At 55.2% G+C, this 18,509-nt stretch carries 16 protein-coding genes and 5 tRNA genes; 13 read left to right on the forward strand and 8 right to left on the reverse strand.

Features of this window, described 5'->3' with window-relative positions:
* Positions 1-57: 57 nt before the first annotated feature.
* From dut to JMN36_RS10970, 4 genes are all read left to right on the forward strand, one after another.
* A complete protein-coding gene (dut, locus tag JMN36_RS01885; RefSeq protein ID WP_221923750.1) occupies positions 58-543 on the forward strand; it encodes a dUTP diphosphatase in 486 nt (161 codons plus the stop codon).
* A 129-nt stretch (positions 544-672) separates the two neighbouring features.
* A complete protein-coding gene (locus JMN36_RS01890; protein ID WP_221923751.1) occupies positions 673-1,650 on the forward strand; it encodes a DUF3710 domain-containing protein in 978 nt (325 codons plus the stop codon).
* Positions 1,634-2,329, forward strand: coding sequence for a DUF3159 domain-containing protein (locus JMN36_RS01895; protein ID WP_370659518.1), 696 nt, complete (start codon positions 1,634-1,636; stop codon positions 2,327-2,329). The genes JMN36_RS01890 and JMN36_RS01895 overlap by 17 nt, the downstream gene beginning before the upstream one ends.
* A 9-nt stretch (positions 2,330-2,338) precedes the next feature.
* Entirely contained in the window at positions 2,339-3,730 is a 1,392-nt protein-coding gene (locus tag JMN36_RS10970) for a class I SAM-dependent RNA methyltransferase (protein WP_221923752.1), read from the forward strand.
* Between the two features lie 112 nt (positions 3,731-3,842).
* Here the strand turns inward: JMN36_RS10970 and JMN36_RS01905 are convergent, their stop codons facing one another.
* Both JMN36_RS01905 and JMN36_RS01910 read right to left on the reverse strand, forming a co-directional pair.
* Positions 3,843-5,291, reverse strand: coding sequence for a ribonuclease D (locus tag JMN36_RS01905; protein ID WP_221923753.1), 1,449 nt, complete (start codon positions 5,289-5,291; stop codon positions 3,843-3,845).
* On the reverse strand, positions 5,233-5,814 hold the full coding sequence (locus JMN36_RS01910; RefSeq protein ID WP_102215147.1) for a DUF3000 domain-containing protein: 582 nt from the start codon (positions 5,812-5,814) through the stop codon (positions 5,233-5,235). Before JMN36_RS01910 ends, JMN36_RS01905 begins: the two co-directional genes overlap by 59 nt.
* Positions 5,815-6,244: 430 nt before the next feature.
* Between JMN36_RS01910 and hemE the strand changes: the two genes are divergently transcribed.
* From hemE to hemQ, 3 genes are all read left to right on the forward strand, one after another.
* Entirely contained in the window at positions 6,245-7,399 is a 1,155-nt protein-coding gene (gene hemE / locus JMN36_RS01915; RefSeq protein ID WP_221923754.1) for a uroporphyrinogen decarboxylase, read from the forward strand.
* A complete protein-coding gene (gene hemG, locus JMN36_RS01920; RefSeq protein WP_221923755.1) occupies positions 7,393-8,862 on the forward strand; it encodes a protoporphyrinogen oxidase in 1,470 nt (489 codons plus the stop codon). Before hemE ends, hemG begins: the two co-directional genes overlap by 7 nt.
* Before the next feature lie 127 nt (positions 8,863-8,989).
* On the forward strand, positions 8,990-9,751 hold the full coding sequence (gene hemQ / locus JMN36_RS01925; RefSeq protein ID WP_236881944.1) for a hydrogen peroxide-dependent heme synthase: 762 nt from the start codon (positions 8,990-8,992) through the stop codon (positions 9,749-9,751).
* Between the two features lie 83 nt (positions 9,752-9,834).
* Here the strand turns inward: hemQ and msrB are convergent, their stop codons facing one another.
* The 6 genes from msrB to JMN36_RS01955 form a co-directional block, all read right to left on the reverse strand.
* The gene (gene msrB / locus JMN36_RS01930) at positions 9,835-10,266 is read right to left on the reverse strand and encodes a peptide-methionine (R)-S-oxide reductase MsrB (RefSeq protein ID WP_221923756.1); all 432 of its coding nucleotides are present in this window, start codon (positions 10,264-10,266) and stop codon (positions 9,835-9,837) included.
* A gap of 153 nt (positions 10,267-10,419) precedes the next feature.
* Complete coding sequence (locus tag JMN36_RS01935; RefSeq protein ID WP_221923757.1) at positions 10,420-11,322, reverse strand: dihydrofolate reductase family protein; 903 nt, start codon at positions 11,320-11,322, stop codon at positions 10,420-10,422.
* A 72-nt stretch (positions 11,323-11,394) separates the two neighbouring features.
* A tRNA-Cys gene (locus JMN36_RS01940) sits at positions 11,395-11,465 on the reverse strand.
* 92 nt (positions 11,466-11,557) lie between these two features.
* A tRNA-Gly gene (locus JMN36_RS01945) sits at positions 11,558-11,633 on the reverse strand.
* A 57-nt stretch (positions 11,634-11,690) separates the two neighbouring features.
* Positions 11,691-11,765 (reverse strand) — tRNA-Val (locus tag JMN36_RS01950).
* Positions 11,766-11,846: 81 nt separating this feature from the next.
* Positions 11,847-11,919: transfer RNA gene (locus JMN36_RS01955), tRNA-Gly, on the reverse strand.
* A gap of 263 nt (positions 11,920-12,182) precedes the next feature.
* On the opposite strand from JMN36_RS01955, the gene JMN36_RS01960 reads away from it, so the two are divergent.
* The 6 genes from JMN36_RS01960 (at position 12,183) to JMN36_RS01985 (ending at position 18,504) form a co-directional block, all read left to right on the forward strand.
* Positions 12,183-12,254: transfer RNA gene (locus tag JMN36_RS01960), tRNA-Val, on the forward strand.
* 343 nt (positions 12,255-12,597) lie between these two features.
* Positions 12,598-13,272, forward strand: coding sequence for a copper resistance CopC family protein (locus JMN36_RS01965; RefSeq protein ID WP_221923758.1), 675 nt, complete (start codon positions 12,598-12,600; stop codon positions 13,270-13,272).
* A 100-nt stretch (positions 13,273-13,372) separates the two neighbouring features.
* On the forward strand, positions 13,373-14,050 hold the full coding sequence (locus tag JMN36_RS01970; RefSeq protein WP_221923759.1) for a copper chaperone PCu(A)C: 678 nt from the start codon (positions 13,373-13,375) through the stop codon (positions 14,048-14,050).
* 378 nt (positions 14,051-14,428) lie between these two features.
* Positions 14,429-15,697 (forward strand): Dyp-type peroxidase, encoded by a 1,269-nt coding sequence (locus JMN36_RS01975; protein ID WP_221923827.1) that lies wholly within the window; start codon positions 14,429-14,431, stop codon positions 15,695-15,697.
* A 241-nt stretch (positions 15,698-15,938) separates the two neighbouring features.
* Positions 15,939-17,930, forward strand: a complete 1,992-nt coding sequence (thrS, locus tag JMN36_RS01980) for a threonine--tRNA ligase (RefSeq protein ID WP_221923828.1) — start codon at positions 15,939-15,941, stop codon at positions 17,928-17,930.
* Entirely contained in the window at positions 17,917-18,504 is a 588-nt protein-coding gene (locus tag JMN36_RS01985; protein ID WP_180962455.1) for an ATP adenylyltransferase, read from the forward strand. Before thrS ends, JMN36_RS01985 begins: the two co-directional genes overlap by 14 nt.
* Positions 18,505-18,509 lie beyond the last annotated feature (5 nt).

The raw sequence follows: 18,509 nt of genomic DNA on the forward strand, positions 1-18,509 counted from the left end.
GAGTCGGCGAAAAACGCTAATGGCTATGTTCATCCGCCACTCGGTTAGTCTAAGAACGTGACTAAGACACCCAGTATTCGCGTACAACGACTAGATACCGGCCTTGATCTCCCGCGACGCGCTCATCTCAGCGATGCGGGAATTGATTTGATGTCGACCGATGATGTCGTACTCCAGCCAGGTGAGCGGAAGCTGGTCGGAACAGGCATAGCAATTGGTTTACCGGTAGGAACGGTGGGGCTCATCCATCCCCGGTCCGGGTTAGCGCTAAAAAAGGGACTCTCAATCGTCAATACGCCGGGCACCATCGATGCCGATTATCGCGGCGAAATCAAGGTGTGTCTGATCAACCTTGATCAGCATGAAGCGGTCACCATTTCACGAGGGGACCGGATCGCTCAGCTTGTCGTCCAGGAAGTTGTACTGAGCGACGTCGTCGAGGTTGACCATCTTGATGAGACAGAACGAGGCCAGGGCGGCTATGGATCTACGGGCGTTGGAGCCACAGATGGCGTAGATCATGTTCTACGATCGCAGCAGTAGAGGCCTTATGTTCAAGGCAGAGAAAATGAGTAATTAATACGAGCAGTTCAGAGCGGTGCCCAGAAAAATAAGGCGATCACGCTCGTGTCAATGCAGCCATGACATGAATTCTTGGTAAGGAGTTTGCCTATGTGGCCCTTTGGGAAGAAAAATAAACAACCCGACGAAACTAATGAATCGGATTTTCACACTAATTCACGCGACGAGCGCAATGAATTTAGTGATGAAGGACCTGATACCACCAGCAATAACGGCCTATCCGGGGCAGCGCCCTCAGATTCGACGTTCGATGCAATGGAGGGCGAATCGGGCCCGTTCGATTCTCGACGCGAAGATCTCGACCGTTTTGACTTCAGCGACTTCGCCAAGGGTGACATTGACCTGGGGTCGCTTCTTGTCCCGATCCCTCATGAGGCTGAGATCCAGGTGGAGGTTAGCCAGGAGGGGCCACGCGCGGTTCACGTTGCCAGCCCATATGGCCGCGTGACACCAGTTGCTTTCGCTGCTCCTCGCTCCGGCGGCCTGTGGGAAGAACAGCTAAACGAAGTTGAACAACAGATTACTAACGATGGGCTCGAATCCCATCATGAGTCTGGCCCGTGGGGAATAGAGATTACCGGTGTTGGGCCCCATGGAATGATGCACATGATCGGTGTCAACGGGCCCGGGTGGATGCTACGGCTGACAGCAGTAGGACCAGAGGAGTCTCACGATCAGTTGGTCGCCCTCACGCGTGGGATCGCCGCTCGTACCATTGTGAAACGAGGCGACGGTCCAATGCCGGCTGGTGAAACGCTTCCCGTCGCGTTGCCCCAAGACATGGTTCAAGAGCTTCAGAAAGCAATGGCTCAGCGTGCCGCGGAAGCCCAGCGCGTCGCCGAAGCTCAGCAAACACAAGAAAATCCGCAGAGTGCAGCGTCGTCAGGGAATAGTGCCGACGATTCCGCGGGCTTTCCAGGCGGAAATGACGAAGCATCCGATGTGGGGCAGGAAAGTGCTGATTCAGAGAGCGCTGGCCGTCGTCGTTCAACTGGCGGTGAGGCCTCCGCGCGAATGGAATCCGCGATGGATGAGCTCGACCGTGAAGAAGATGATGACAAGTACTGAACGACGCCAGATAAAACAGCAAGACCAGTCGGCCTCGAGTGATAGCCCGACTCTTCTTGAACAGCTGGGCGGGATTTCCGGTTTAGTGTCATCCACTGTGCCGATTCTTGTTCTCGTCCCAGTGAATTCGTGGTGGGGGCTCACTCCGGCTTTGATCTCCGCACTAGCGGTTTCACTTCTTATTTGCGTGTGGCGCCTTGTTCGGCACGAAAACATGCAGCCCGCCATATCCGGTGTCATGGGTGTGCTTATCGCTGCGGCCATTGCGTGGTACGTCGGGTCTGCTAAAGGTTACTTCCTTTACGGCATTTGGTACTCGGCTGTCGTGGGGGTGGTGTTTTTCATCTCCTGCCTTGTCGGCTGGCCTGCCGTGGGAGTTATCTGGCGTGGGCTCAATGGTCGCGGGACGCGATGGCGTGAGAACACGTCGGAACGCCGTTATTTCGTTCTTGCGACCATTGCCTGGGCCTGTGTTTTTGCGGCACGGTTCTTCGTTCAGAATCATCTTTACGGATCGTCGACGACGAATATCCTGGCGGTCGCGCGGATTGCGATGGGGTGGCCTCTGACTATTCTCGTTATGGTTGTGACCGTTTGGGCGGTGCGCAGGGCGGATGCAGTTAAGGACGATGACGCGGCTGATGAAATCGATGAAATGGCGTCCAATACAGACGAGTGAGGTAGGCGAGTGACGCACACTGAGAATCACCCACACGATGGTGTTCCATCACATGTCACGTTGGATATCACCGATTTTGCTTACGGCGGGCAGGGGATTGGCCGCGTCGACAATCACGTGGTTTTTGTTGACGGTGCTGTAGCTGGCGATCGTGATGTCGCCGTCGATATTGATGTCGAGCACAGTTCAGCATCTCTGTGGAGGGGTGAAGCTCGAACAATTGGTCACCGCTCGCCTCTACGGGGCGATGGAACGATATCGTGCCCAGCCGCAGAGAAAGGTGCTGGTTGCTGTGACTTTTTAGAGGTTGCGCCAGATAAGTCCGCCGAGGTAAAAGCCAGCATCACCGCCGATCAAATGCGTCGGATCGGGCAATTCGACGTTGAACCAACGTTTGAGACGTTGTCTCCCTATCGCGGGTGGCGTACGAGAATGCGGTTGGCCGTCGATGACGAAGGACGCGCTGGTCTCCGCGTCAAATCCGGGCATCGCATTGTGACGAATGCAGTGTGTTCCCAAGCCGCGCCTGGTTTGATGGACGGCCTGGATGCCATGCGTTTTACTCCGGGCGCGGAAGTAATACTTGCGCTCGATTCCAATGGGATCCGCCATATTGTCGAAGTCGATGGTGGTGCGTCGTCGAAACAACGTTCCGGTACGGCGCGTTCACGTACATCCCGTCGTGGACGACGGGGGCACAGCACGGTAATTGAGGGCGGAAACTACTGCGTTGAACGGATATCCGATAATGCCGCCTCAACTCCGTCGGAACTAAGTAATAACCCGGCTGAGAACAGTGGTGCCGCGGAGGGAGCTGCTCATTCCACGGAGGGTCGAACCTTCGTCCTTCCGCCAACCGCTTTTTGGCAAGCCCATAGTGCCGCTCCGACACGGTATCGCGAGCTTGTTCGTGAACTCCTCCCCGAGGTTCATGGTGGGGCTGCATGGGATCTATACGGTGGGATTGGGCTGTTCGCCGACATTTTGGCCGAAAAAACACGAGGTCCTGTTGATTCCGTGGAGATTGATAAAAATGCTCGCACGTGGGGTCGACGTAGCTTGAACACCCTGGCTGAGCCCTCATTCAGCCCGTCGTCGATCCGATTTCTGACCTCCAGGGTTGATCGCGCATGGTCGTCGCTCCGACGAAACAACAAGGGAGGAGTGGACCTCGTTGTTCTTGATCCTCCGCGAAAAGGTGCGGGCACGAAGGTGATTGGTCAGATAGCCGCGGCGCACCCCCACGCTGTGGTACACATCGCCTGCGATCCGGCGACAGGTGCTCGTGACTATGCGGCCTGGTTAGACCACGGTTATGAGATTTCCTCCATGAGTGTCATTGATGCGTTCCCCGGTACCCATCACATGGAGATCATCACTGTTTTTACCAAGGGGTCGTAGCTCCGCGGGTGCCATGCCCCGGGCGGTGGTGAAAGTGCTGGTGGAAGCGAAGAAAACGAGGGCGGGCATTGCGCGTTCTCCGTGAATTGCGCGGTGGCCAGACACGTCGTGTTTAGCGGTTATGGTCTCCAAGAGCGTTGGCACACACGGGGGACACAATCCGTCGTTGCCACCGTCGGACGCCATGTCGGGCGAAGAACATGTCGATATCCGTCGCATGGGCCTGTGGTTCCGACGAAAAATGCCACGCCATGAGCCTCACTATCTGTGGGGTGATGATCACTTCATGGGGGATACCGGTTTGTTCAGACACCACATTAATGGCCTCTGAGCACAGGGAATACAGCTCTTCAGCTTTCTGCCCGCGGTCAGAATTGGGGAATCGACGTCCTCCCGCATACTGTGTATCTGAGTGATGTCCCAGGTGTCGTGACGGGCCCCGGTCGTCGTCGGTTGCACAATGAGGGTGCGCGTTCTCTGATGGGGATGCGGTGGTCTTGTTGTGCTCCCCTTGGATGACGCTCCACCATGAGCGCGCGTTCCGCATCGATCGGAAGTGCGCCGCGTCCATCATGTCTTGAAAAGTCCGAGGATTCTTTCGAGCAATCGCTATGAGGTCGGAATTTGATAACACCCGATGAGGAGAGCGATCTACCGCCCGCGCCCGCCGGTCCCGTTCGAGCGACAAGGTAAAGGCAAGCTCATGTTGAGCAGGGGTAGACAGATTATTGAGTCCCTTCACCCGCAGTGAAGGTTCCACTGAGGGGGCATCAGCCAGGGTAGACGTGCGAATATACTCGCACTCTTCGGTCCACCACGCGAAACGGTCTAATTCCGAAAGCAAACCAGCCACTGCGGTGGAAAGCTCAAGGAGGCATTCGACGTCCAGGGCCGCGTAATCGAGCCATTCGTCGGGAAGGGGTCGTCGGGACCAATTTTCGTGCCCGTGTTCTTTGGCCAAGCGGTAGCCGACTAAACCATCCACCATGTCGCCCAAGTTGACCTTCTTCAGCCCAGCTATGCGGCCACCCAGTTCGGTGTCACAAAGACGATGAGGAGTAAGCCCCATATCAAGAAGAGCAGGCAAGTCGGTCCGTGCAGAATGGATAATCCACGTTAGCCGGTTGACGACGGGAGCTAGGAGCCCCATATCGGAGCGGCAGGCTTCAGCGTCGACAAGAAATAGGCCGCTACCAGCACGTTTCAGTTGAAGAAGAAAGGCGCGATCGCCATAACGGTAAGCCGACGCTCGTTCAGTATCGACGGCGAGCGGGCCGTGGCCATTTGCCAACACACGGGCAGCATTCTTCAGCTCGTCTGCGGTAGAGATTAACGACGGAGTTCCGCCCGATGGCGTCGATAACGGCACAGAAGCAGATTGTGGCGATAAAGGAAAAGTAGGAGAGGGCTTGGGAGCTGGAGAGATGTACCAATCGCCTAGTAGAGCCTCGTCACCGTCGTCGGGAAGATCATTGTCTCCGGACAAGCCACAACGCAGCATCCTACTGTCCAAGCTGAGCGACTCCTTCAGGAGGAAGTCCCGCCACCGACGCGAGAACATGAGCGAACGCCTCGACGTGGGAAGCAAGATCAGTATCATCCGCTGTCCACGACGCACGCAGCTCAATCTGATACGCCTTACCCGGGCCCCCAATATTCCCATACCGGGCCGATGATGTTGAGGTCACCGTGCCCCCGAGCTGCGAATAATGTGCCCCCTCACTGGTTAACCCCTCAGAAAGCCACTGCCACGCGACATCAGGCAACAGCGGATCCGACGCGACCTCAGGATCCATGTCTGCCTGGATATACGCGACAAGGCGAAGAGCCTGGGACCAGTTTCCGTCGCTCCGAGGATCGTGAAGGAGGATCAGCCGCCCAAAAGCATCGCCGTCCGTATCCCGCGGAATAGTGCGTGACTGCTCGTGATCCACTTCTAATCCCACCGCGTAGCTATATGGAGCTAAACGCTGGGGTGGACGAATCGACCCCATCGATATTTCCTTACGCAATGAAGCCGCATGCATGGAAGCCACCGCGTCATGGAAAACCTGGGGTTCGTCGGTGGATCCATCATGATTCATGGATGCTGAGGTCTCCTTACGAGGAGTAGCAGCGTTTAACCGGTGGGAAGCAGAATTGTCGTCGTGCAATGGCTGATCAATGCTCACACTTGGGCACGGTACAGTTTTCCGCCGTGTTTCCTCAGGAGGCGCGCCGGGGTTCGATGTCAAAGTCCCAGCTAGCGATGAGTCCTGTGCGTCGTTTCCCGTCGCGTACCAGCTTGGTTTAGCTTGGTGAAACGGTGATGTGGGCTGAAACGCGCGGGATGCTGATGTGTAATCGGTTGAACGTTGCGCACTGGCAGGCTTACCGCGTCGCAAAAAATACTTAACGACGGGGGGACCGCGAAATCGCCTGTGCCAGTGGAATTTTAGCGACGATGGGGTACACCCGGTAGGGGCGATTGTCGCGAGTGTTCGATTCAGATCGAGACCTGGCACTATGAACCGTATGCATGGAATGAGTACGAATTCCGGCGATTCTCCAGATATAACGTCGTCGCGCCGCACGTTGTCGCAGTCATCGTTACTCGACGCCGCGAATGGAGCCACCCCGCATCATCAGCCTGTCTGGTTTATGCGGCAGGCTGGGCGCTCACTTCCGGAATATCGGAAGCTCCGGGAGAACATCGGGATGCTGGAGGCATGCTTTACCCCTGATGCCGCTGCTGAGATCACTTTGCAACCTGTGCGCAGACATAATGTCGACGCTGCGATCTTTTTCTCAGACATCGTTGTGCCGCTGAAGGCCGCGGGAATCGGGGTGGAGATTGTTGCCGGTCGTGGCCCCGTCGTCGATCGTCCCATTCGGTCACGGGCGGACATTGACTCGCTTCCTGAGTTGGATCCGGATTCCATTTCGGTCATCGGCGAAGCGGTCCGAGAAATCATTGGGGAACTTCGCGATGATCAGGCTTTGATTGGCTTCGCTGGTGCTCCTTTTACCATTGCGTCCTATTTGATTGAGGGCGGACCGTCGAAAACCCACCAACATACGAAAGCCATGATGCATGCTGATCCTGATTCATGGCACGCCCTCATGCGGGTGTTGACGGACTACGTCAAGGTTTTCCTCGGGGTACAGATCGACGCGGGAATTGATGCCATGCAGCTATTCGATTCCTGGGCGGGGTACTTGCACGCACGGGACTATACCGATCTGGTTGCCCCGTACTCGGCCGAAATCTTTAGGTTCGTGTCCGAGAGATCCTCACGAGGTGGCCGTCGGCCTATTCCGCGCATTCATTTTGGCGTGACGACGGGGGAGCTGCTCGGTCCTATGGCGCAAACGGGCCCCGATGTCATGGGGGTTGACTGGCGGGTGGACATGGCTACTGCGGCACAGCGCATTAACGTAGCTTTAGCGGACAAAAACGGGGACACAGGTCCTGGTGAGTTGGCGCTTCAAGGGAATATTGACCCAGCCTTACTTTTTGCAGGTAAAGAAGCGGTTGATAAGGAAATCGATCAGCTGTTGACCACCACGGATCAGCTTATCTCCGAAGGGAAGATTTCAGGTCATATTGTGAACTTGGGGCATGGTGTTCTCGCAGACACTGACCCGGACATTATTTCTCACATCGTAGAAAAGGTGCATTCGTGGTAAAGACGCGTGTTGCGGTTATTGGTGGAGGACTGTCGGGACTTGTCGCGGCGTATGAAATCAGCCGTCGCGACCCCAATGCCGACGTCGTTGTTTATGAAGCATCCGACGCGGTAGGTGGGAAACTTAAGACCGTTGATCTAGCCACCGGCAGTGTTGATGTGGGGGCGGAGGCGTACCTCGCCTTCCGTGCCGATGCCACCCGGTTCTTTACATCCTTGGGGCTGAAAGACCGGCTCCGCTATCCGTCCGACCTCAAATCCGGGTTATGGATTGGCGACGGCACCTTGCACTCAGTTCCGTCGCGAACCGTGATGGGAATTCCTGCTGATAGTTCCTCTGTGAAAGACCTCGTCGATTCCGAGACCTGCGCACGGATTGATGCCGAGGGGGAGGCGTACCCCATACCGTGGGTGGAAGGTGAAGATGCCTTGCTCGGCGCGTTGGTTGCCGAGCGGATGGGGCAGCAGGTCGTGGATCACGTGGTTTCCCCGTTGCTGGGTGGGGTGTATTCGTCCCGTGCCGAAGATCTTGGCTTACGCGCGACGATCCCGGAATTAGCTGGGGCGATGGATGATCTTGCCAACCATGGCGAACCGGTGACATTAACGCGAGCGGCTGCTGCTGTTCTACAGCAGCGCGATGAAGCGCGTGAGGCCCGGGTGGCTGGAGGCGCGGCAGATGAGGAGTCGCCGAGTGCGTCGGCGAAAAAGCCGCCGGTGTTTGCGTCGTTTGTCGGGGGTTACCGCGATCTGATCGATGCGCTGGTTGAGCAGTCGTCAGCCACTATTCGTGTGGATAGTCCTGTCGCTGCGGTTTTACCCGCGGAGGCAGGAAGTTCCCGTCGTTTCCGCGTCGTGAGTGGTTCGTCGTCGACAGAGACTGAAGACTTCGACGCTGTTGTCGTTGCTACCCCAGCAGATGTCGCGGGCCAGCAGCTCGCTAAGGTTGCCCCCGTGGCAGCAGACATTTTGGGGTCGATGGATCTGGCGTCGAGTGTTGTTCTTGGTCTGCGGCTACCGACTGACGAGGCTATCCCAGAGAAAACGGGCATTCTCGTGTCACCCGATGCCGGACTTCACGCTAAAGCCTTTACTTTCTCATCGCGGAAGTGGCCCCACGTCGACGATCACGTTGGTGCTTTCATCAGGGCTTCATTCGGCCATTGGGGCGACGATTCACTCGTCAGAGAAGACGAAGACACGCTGGTGAAATACGCTATCGACGATTTCGAAACCATTACGGGCCAACGTCTGCACCCCGAAGAGACGGTGCTTCAAAAGTGGTGGGGTGGTTTGCCGCGTTACGGCATGGGCCACGATGAACTCATTAATGTGGCGCTTAAGGACATCAGTCAAGTCGAGGGGCTAGAAGCTGCAGGTGCCATCTGGCACGGCGTCGGCGTTCCAGCGTGTATCGCGCAAGCGCGTGAGGCGGCGAAGAAGGTGATGGATACGGTTATGTGACAGTGATCAGAAGGCTCCTCCCTTCGCGGGGAGTCAAGAACAAAGTTCCACATATGTCGTGTGCATCGAGCTTCGTCGTCACATCACGAAGCTCCGGTAGTTTACGAAGAAAAAGAAGAGGTTGACCATGACTGAAAACCAGGACGACGTTCGTCAAGAAAATAGTGATAGCTCTGCTGGCACTGAGCACAAGCATCGTCTGAATTATAAGAAGCTGAATGCGACTGTTCGGTACGCGATGTGGTCGGTCTTCAAGGTTGCCCCCGGTAAATTGGGTGAAGACCGGGACACAGTGGCCCAGGAAATGCGTGACTTTATTGCTTCCTATGAGCACGAAGATCTCACCATACGAGGGATCTACAACGTTTCCGGTATTCGTGCGGAAGCTGACATCATGATTTGGTGGCACGCTGAAAAGATGGAAGATCTGCAGGACGCTTACAATCGCTTCCTGCGTACGACGACGTTGGGACGTGCATGTACAAGCGTGTGGTCGCAGGCAGCGCTCCACCGTCCATCCGAGTTCAACAAGTCCCATGTGCCGTCATTCATCGCGGAAGAAGAACCGAAGCGCTGGATTGCTGTGTACCCGTTCGTCCGCTCGTATGACTGGTACGTGATGGATCCTGCGGATCGTCGTCGGATCCTGGCTGACCACGGAAAGATGGGCCGTGATTACCCGGATGTCCGTGCGAACACCGTTCCGGCTTTCGCTTTGGGCGACTACGAATGGATTCTGGCCTTCGAAGGGCCGAAGTTGGACCGCATCGTTGATCTCATGCACCACATGCGCTACACAGAGGCGCGGCTCCACGTCCGTGAAGAGATTCCGTTCTTCACTGGACGACGAGTTGACGATATCGCTGAGGTCACCGATCTCTTGCCATAATCGTTTCGTCAACGAGCTGTCGTTACGAAGGCGTAGGGCGTGCCGCTAGGGGGAGCGGTACGCCCTCGCTTGATTTTTGGATGCTAATCCTTGGTTGCCGGTTCTAACGTGAGGCTAATGCTGTTAATGCAATAGCGTAAATCCGTAGGAGTGTCATAGCCTTCGCCTTCGAAGACGTGGCCCAGATGGCTATGGCATTGCGCGCATTTCACCTCAACTCGGTGCATCCCGTGGCTATTATCAGCGACTTCAATGATCCGGTCTCCGGCTAGCGGGGAGAAGAATGATGGCCAACCACAGTGACTGTGGAACTTCTCGCGGGATCGGAAGAGCTCAGAACCGCAGGCTCGACACCGGTAGACCCCTTCAGTTTCGGTATCGGTGTATTCACCCTTGAAAGGAGCTTCGGTTCCCGCTTCTCTGAGGACCCGGTATTCGGCATTGGTGAGCCGGGCTCGCCATTCATCATCGCTAAGGCGACGAAAGTCCTCGTGTTGCTCATCTTTGTCAGTCATTCTTTCCTTCCGGCGTCGTGAGAGATTGTTAACAGAGGTTACTGTTTTAACTCATTTCAACACCGCGTTAAGGTTCGTTATTTCACGGGGCTGTATAAAAGCTTTGGTTCGCCATCTCCGAAAAGGGGCTAATTGCACTACCGTCCGTGTGGTCTAGGTGTGCTCGTTGCGTAGACCGTACCTAAGGAACACAGCTCCGTCCTGGTCATACCCTATTGCGAGGAGTTCACCATCTGTCGGTGTGCCAGTGACCGTCTTGGCGTCTTCGTCGGTTCCGTCGGAGGTTCCGTAGGCAATTCGCGGTGCATTGCCGGCCTGTACACCGGGATGAATTGTCAAGATCACTTCATCTATGGCGCGTGATGATATGAGTGATCCCAGAAAGCGAGGCCCGCCTTCACAATCGACGACGCTGTAGCGGTCGCTTAACCATTGACGGATATGTGTGCCGTCGAGTTTGTCGAGGACGTCGACGTTTATGCCGTGGTTCCGCAGAATTGTCCGGTTCTTGCTAAAAGTCGATGCTTCTGACGCAGTTCGATCGGTGAGGATGACAACTGAGCCCCCGTGCTGGATTTCCTCGGACGGATGGTCGTCAGAACCTTCGGCTCCGTCTACCGATTTCGACTGGTCGTCATTGGTGTCGTCAGCGGTGGTGAGGGGAGATCCAAGGATGTCCGAGAGCTTTTTATCATCCAACTGGTGGGTAGTGAGGACCAAGTCTGCGGTTGGTGGCAATCCATGGCGCGATCGGATTTGGACTCCATTCGTGCTGAACTCGATGGGACCATAGCCTTCAGCGAGGGCCGTGGATAGGCCTGCTATGACGGCTTCGGCTTGCCGTCGGTGCAGGGCGAAAAGCTTGGTATCAATCGGGCCGCCGAGCTCTCCTGACCTACCACTTGGTGCTACGGAAGCGCCATCGATGGTGGATACCATGATCGCACGAATGTTCAGTGACTGTGGCGCGGGGAAGGGGAGGAAGCGCTCTAATGCGCTGTCGGTATCAGAATCGTTCTCTGGCGGGAAAACCGTGACTGTGGGTGATTGTTTCATAGCTCCAGAGTAGGCAGGAATGACCTTTGAATTTTGTGGAAAGTCCCCGAAGAAATGAAAATGTTGAGCTTGAGGTGGAAACGGGAATCGAACCCGTGTACACGGTTTTGCAGACCGTTGCCTCACCACTCGGCCATTCCACCATTCGACGATGATGAGGAAAGGATTTCACTCACGCATCATGATGCACGATAGCACAAAAGGGCAGTGATCTGCCCTTTTACACCTTGGTGCATGGAGCGGATGACGGGACTCGAACCCGCGACCCTAACCTTGGCAAGGTTATGCGCTACCAACTGCGCTACATCCGCAAGACTCATCGTGCAGCAGAAGGGTGAAAGCCTGTTTAAGTAATCTGCTGCGATAAGTGGTGCGCGATACTGGGATCGAACCAGTGACCTCTTCCGTGTCAGGGAAGCGCTCTCCCGCTGAGCTAATCGCGCGTGTAGCCGACCAGACCATGAAACTTGGAGAGATCCATCGTCGAAAGTCAACCTAAATAACTGAAAAATCTATTTCAGTTGAGCGGATGACGGGACTCGAACCCGCGACCCTAACCTTGGCAAGGTTATGCGCTACCAACTGCGCTACATCCGCAAGACGCGTTGTGTTGGGGCTCGGAAGCCCGTAACACGCGAAAGAAACACTAGCCGTAGCGATAGCTAATGCACAAATCCCCAGGAAAAAGGGCTCTAGCATGATCATTTTCCGGGGTTTGCTTACGGAAAACTACGTAGGCTCTCTGTATCGAACCCATGCGCGCCTTCACAGGCTTACCGCGTTTGGCGCATTGGACTGCGGGAGCGTGTCAACGTCATTTTTGTTCGAGTCTTCGTATCGTGCTAGATTCTTGGCTTGTCGGTCTCATGGCTCAGTGGAAGAGCGTTCCGTTCACACCGGAAAGGTCGCTGGTTCGATCCCAGCTGAGACCACAGATAGCCCGGGCACCGCGCAGTGTCCGGGCTTTCGCATATCCGGGTCCTGCCGCTGGTGGCTACTGGTTGCTTGGCGGGTGGCCTGAACCCGGCAGCCGGCGCAAATATAGTGGGGGTGAAGTGGCGTGGATAGCGGGGAACTTCCTGACGTATTTCGACGACTAGTGTCTACGCGGTTCGCGAGTGGGCACCGGGCAGCTTGGAAGCGTTATATACCGCCACATCCGTGGTGGTTTCGTACCTGAGCACCAGGTGGCAGCGTGGCGTGTAGAGGTTAAGAGATTTTGTGTGCCACGATGGAGAGAAGTAGTTGGTTTTACACAGCTCTGGGAGGGCTGAGATGAGCGACAGTCGAACTGTACGGTTCCGAAGTGCGGGTGGCCTTATCGTATCCCTCATCCTGATCGTGGTGGGGGCGGTTGCATTTTCCCCGCAGGCCTGGGCTCATGACAGTGTGGTGTCGTCGTCGCCCGAGGATGGTTCGACAGTATCGGAGTTTCCTCACGACATTCAGCTGACAATGTCGGGTAACCCGAGAGATAATTTCAACACCATAGCGGTGTCGAACAAGTCGTCCGGGAAGGTCATCGCTAAAGGAACACCCATTATTTCGGGGAATGTTATTTCATTCACAGTTCCTGAGGATGTCGATGCGTCGCCGGGTACATATGTCGTGGGATTCCAGATCACTAGTTCCGATGGGCATTCGACGCGTGGGTCAATTTCTTTCACATATTCTGGGGATCCTGACAGGGGAGAATCTGCAGAGCAGTCCGCGTCGACGGGGAAGTCGGAGGAGAACACGGATGAATCCGGCGGTTCTTCTGTCCCCTCCGCGAACGCTAACGGCGGATCTTCCCAAGACACAGACTCATCATCCTCGACGTCTTCGTCGTCATTTGGATCGAAAGCCCTGTGGCTATCTATCGCCGTTATCATCGTCATTATCGGTGCTCTCGTGGTTGCGTTACGACGTCTTCGTGACTCAAGCTCTGACGATCGAGACTCACGATAAAACACCATGCAGTAGGTCCTCGAAGGACGTCTCCGAAAATCCGACTATCACATTGTGGGGCGGGTTCTGTTCCATAAACGAAAATGAGGAGTTATAGAAAATGAGTACATCACGGTCAACATCTCGGCTGGCTGTTCGTGTCGCCGGAGCTTCAGTTCTGGCCCTGTCACTGGGGCTCGCTGCGTGTTCTGTCGACGAAGATTCGGATAAAGACGGCTCACAATCGGCCGCAACGACCACAACGTCGTCGTCCGCGAGCAGCACAGAAAAAGCTTCCGGCGATGTTTCACTGGATCAGGGCTATGTGAAGTCGAAGACCCCGGATAAAGCGATGACCGCGATTTTCGGAACTCTGAAGAACAACACCGATAAAGAGAAAGTCCTCGAGTCGGTCTCGTCGTCCGATGTCAAAGGTAATTTCGAACTACACACCGTTGTCGACGGAAAAATGGTTGAGCAAAAAGAGGGGTTTAAGCTCCCTGCAAATGGGACTTTGGAGATGAAACCAGGCGGAGAGCACATCATGATTATGGATAATCATGATGAATTAGCTGCCGGGGACAAAGTTAATGTGCAGTTGAAGTTCAAAGACGGTTCCACGGAGAAAGTGTCTATTCCTGTCCGTGAACAGCCCTCGGGTGAAGAAAACTACGGCGGCGACGACAGCTCTGACATGTCAGGTATGTCAGACATGCCAGGTATGAGCGATTCAGCTCAGCCAGGTGGCCAAGAAATGGGTGGCCAAGCAGACCACTCCATGCACGGGCATTCCCACTAGATCAGCTACATCAGCCGGTTGATGTCGCGATATTCGAGGTATCATCTGGTTACTGATTTCTGCTGATGCCGACGTTTGAGCGCTGGCCTTATCCGCCCCTGCGGTTACGGTCGGCGTCCCAAGCTGTGTGGTGTCGTCCAGCGATCAGGGAAAACTCAAGGTCAGCAGGAATTTTTACCCCACACAACATGATTTCGAGACAACATCATTTCGACGAAGAAGATGAACTCTTTGCCTCATAATTCCGCGGATGACGCAAACGCTCGTGTACAACGCTCTAACGACGATGAGCGCTCGAGCGATGGTGAACGAAGCAATACACCGGACGAAAGAAACGACCGAGGTGCAGAGAGCGCCCGACGCAACGTTCTTCGCCATGTGCTACGACGCCGTTCTTTCCTCACCGGTGGCCTAGGGGCCGGAGTTGCGCTGGGGGCATCAGGATTAGCTGCCTGTGGCCACGAAGACGATAACGCCACGACGTCGTCGTCGGAAGCTTTAGATCAGCGGGAGAAAAATGCTGCGGACGCGGTCTGTAACGCAGCAGGTCTCACGGGAATTGCTGATCAGACTGTCCCATTCGATGGACCGCATCAGGCGGGTATCGATACTCCCTCGCAAGCGTATGTCAACGTCGTGGGGATTAATTGCATTGAGGGCATCGATAAGAAGGCCATGCAGCGCCTCATGGAGGTATGGACGTCTACGTCCCGAAAGCTGACCCAAGGTCAACCGCCGCTGGCTGAACTTGAACCGGAGATGGTCTCTCGGCCCGCCAACCTCACTGTCACTATTGGGTTCGGCCGTCCTTTGCTCGACAAGCTACAGATGCACGACAAGATCCCGTCGTGGCTTCATGACATTCCTGCTTTTGATCGGGACCGTCTCGACGATGCGTGGGGCCAAACGGATTTAGCATTGCAGATCTGTTCAGATGACCCCACCACACTGGCTCATGCACGACGGTTCATTCTTCGGGCCGGGCAACGGTACACCGAGCCTGTCTGGGAACAACAGGGCTTTCTTTATGCGGCGGGTGCCCAAGCGAAAGGTTCCACTCCGCGTAACTTGTTCGGTGTTCTCGACGGCACAGTTAATCCGCGTTCCGATAAGGAACTGTCCGATATCGTGTGGATTAATGATGGGCCTGCCTGGTTACGAGGGGGAACGGCGATGGTCATCCGTCGTATTTCCCTCAATCTTGATAGCTGGGACATTTTGGATCGCTCATCGCGAGAAGTAGTCTTCGGGCGAAAACTGAAATCCGGGGCTCCTCTTACAGGGGAGAAAGAGTTCGACGACCCCGATTTCGACAAAGTCGATAGCACAGGTCTTCCGATCATTGATCCGGAATCGCATATGGCACGAGCCCACTATGAGGGGAACAATACTCACGAGCAGATATTGCGTCGTGCCTTCAATTACAGCCTTCCGGTGTCTGGGCCGCACTCGCCGATTTCTGACGCTGGATTGATTTTTACCTGCTTCCAGCAGAATCCAGACACTCAATTCACACCAATTCAAAAACGGTTAGATCAGTCAGATCGTCTCAATGAGTGGATAACCCACATCGGTTCTGCTGTCTACGCCGTTCCTCACGGCACCGCAGGTGAAGACAATTATTGGGCGGATGATCTCTTGGCGTGACCTGCTCCATTCGTGACGACGAATGGTCGCCACAAGGGCTGTGTTCGTCCGGTTCCGCGACGGTGCTACGCGTGCTGTCCGGTCATGCGGTAGAGTTTTGATCCGTCCCCGGCTGTTACCAGGTATGTGATAGCCATGTCACCACTAAGGAGTGCAATCAGTGTCTGCACTGTCGTCATCGGAAAAAAGCGCCTCATCAGTATCGTTTCAGGTCCCCGCTGGTACACCAGCTGGGGCCGCGATGAAGCCACTGGGCCTTCCCACCAAAGGGCCAGAAGCAGTGGTTTGCGTGAAGACTAATGATGGAACCATCCACGATCTATCATTTGCCCCTACTGAGGACACTGAGGTCACCACGGTCATCGCAGCGAGCGATGAAGGACGAGCTGTCATTCGACACAGTTGTACTCATGTGATGGCGCAGGCAGTTCAGGCGGAATTTCCAGGTACCAAGCTCGGAATCGGGCCCGCTATAGCGGACGGTTTCTACTACGATTTTGGCACCGACCACGCCTTTACTCCCGACGATCTCAAACGCATCGAAAAGCGTATGAAGAAGATCATTAAATCGGGACAGCGGTTCGAGCGCGTTGTATGGAAGTCTCTCGATGACGCCCGCGAAGCGTTGAAAGATGAGCCATACAAGTTGGAGCTCATCGATGATAAGTCGAAAGGCACCGTTCTTGATGAGGACGCAGATCTCGATACCGCTGGCGAGTTAACTGCGTATAACAACGTCAATCCTCGTACCGGCGAGGTCGAATGGTTCGATCTGTGTCGTGGCCCCCACGTACCGACGACGAAATACATCGCCGCCTTTGCCCTTCAGAGGAGTTCTGCAGCTTACTGGCGTGGTGACCAAAACAACGACGGTATGCAAAGGATCTACGGGACGGCTTTTGAGTCGAAAGAAGCGCTGCAAGAGTATCAGCAGCGGATGGAGGAAGCAGAACGCCGGGACCACCGTCGTCTCGGCGCTGAATTGAATCTTTTCAGCTTCCCGGATGAAATCGGCTCAGGTTTCCCTGTCTTCCATCCTGACGGCGGGATCGTCCGCAATGAAATGGAGCAGCACTCGCGGCGTCGTCACATCGAAGCTGGGTATTCCTTTGTCTACACTCCGCATCTGACCAAGGGAGATTTGTTCCAAAAATCCGGCCACCTTGATTTCTACAAGGACGGCATGTTCCCTCCCATGAAGTTGGATGAGGAAAGGGATGCCGAGGGGAACATCACGAAGCCGGCTCAGGACTACTACGCCAAGCCGATGAACTGCCCGATGCACAATCTGATTTTTGCATCCAAAGGGCGGTCATACCGCGAATTGCCTCTGCGCCTATTCGAGTTTGGCACGGTCTATCGGTATGAAAAATCTGGCGTCATTCACGGTCTCACCCGTGCCCGAGGATTCACGCAGGACGATGCCCATATCTACTGCACCGCAGATCAGCTTGAGAATGAATTAAGCACGGTTCTTGATTTCATCATCTCGCTGTTGAAGGATTACGGGCTCGATGATTTCTACCTTGAGTTGTCGACGAAAGACCCAAACAAGTTCGTCGGTTCTGATGAAATCTGGGAGCGCTCGACGGAGATTCTCCGGCGTGTAGCAGATAAATCCGGCCTCGACCTTGTTCCGGATCCAGGTGGAGCTGCTTTCTATGGTCCGAAGATTTCGGTTCAGGCTCGTGACGCGATTGGGCGTACGTGGCAGATGTCGACTGTTCAGTTGGACTTCAATCTGCCTGAGCGTTTCGAATTGGAGTACACGGCTCCCGACGGCTCTAAGCAGCGCCCCATTATGATCCACCGCGCGCTCTTTGGTTCTATCGAGCGCTTCTTTGGGGTTCTCCTGGAACACTATGCGGGAGCATTCCCAGCATGGCTGGCTCCACATCAGGTTGTCGGAATTCCCGTCGCCGATGAGTTTTCGCCATACTTGGGTGAGGTCGTGGATAAGCTGCGTGCTCGGGGTGTCCGTGCTGAGGTCGATACCTCGGATGATCGGATGCAGAAGAAGATCCGCAACCATACAACTCATAAAGTTCCGTTCATGCTTCTTGCTGGCGGACGCGATGCGGAAGCAGGCGCGGTGAGTTTCCGGTTCCTCGATGGGTCGCAGGTGAATGGCGTTCCCGTCGAGAAGGCTGTTGATGTGATCTCAACGTGGATTCAAGAGCATAACAACGAGCAGCCGACGAAGGAGTTGATTGAGTCTCGTGTCCGCGGATAACGATACTTTTGTTGACTCAGGAGCTGGTGACGCTGACCGATTGACCCGGCTGTGGGCACCCTACCGGATGTCGTATATTGCCGACGACAATCGGAACAGTAGTGATCCGTTCGAAGACATTCCCCAAGGCTCGGACGAAGAAGGGCTGATCATCGCGCGCGGTGAGACCGTGTACTGCTTGCTCAACCTGTTCCCTTATAACTCTGGGCACATGATGGTTGTTCCTTATCGTCGGGTGAAGAACCTCGAGGACTTGAACCCTGATGAGACGGCCGAACTGATGGCTTTCACGAAAAAAGCTATCCGTTCGCTAAAAGCTGTGTCGCATCCTCATGCCATTAATGTGGGAATGAACCTGGGTAAAGCATCAGGTGGCTCGATCGAGGAGCATCTTCACGTTCACATAGTTCCGCGATGGGCTGGCGATGCTAACTTCATGACCGTCATTGGTGGCGTGAAGGTCCTGCCACAGCTCCTCCGTGAGACACGGTCGTTGCTTGCGGAAGCCTGGGCATCATTGGACACTTCCGATGATCAACCGTCTGCTGAGCAGTCGGCTTCCGAGTCGGAATAAGGGAG

The organism is Corynebacterium pseudokroppenstedtii, assembly GCF_019754945.1.
Taxonomy (GTDB): Bacteria; Actinomycetota; Actinomycetes; order Mycobacteriales; family Mycobacteriaceae; genus Corynebacterium; species Corynebacterium pseudokroppenstedtii.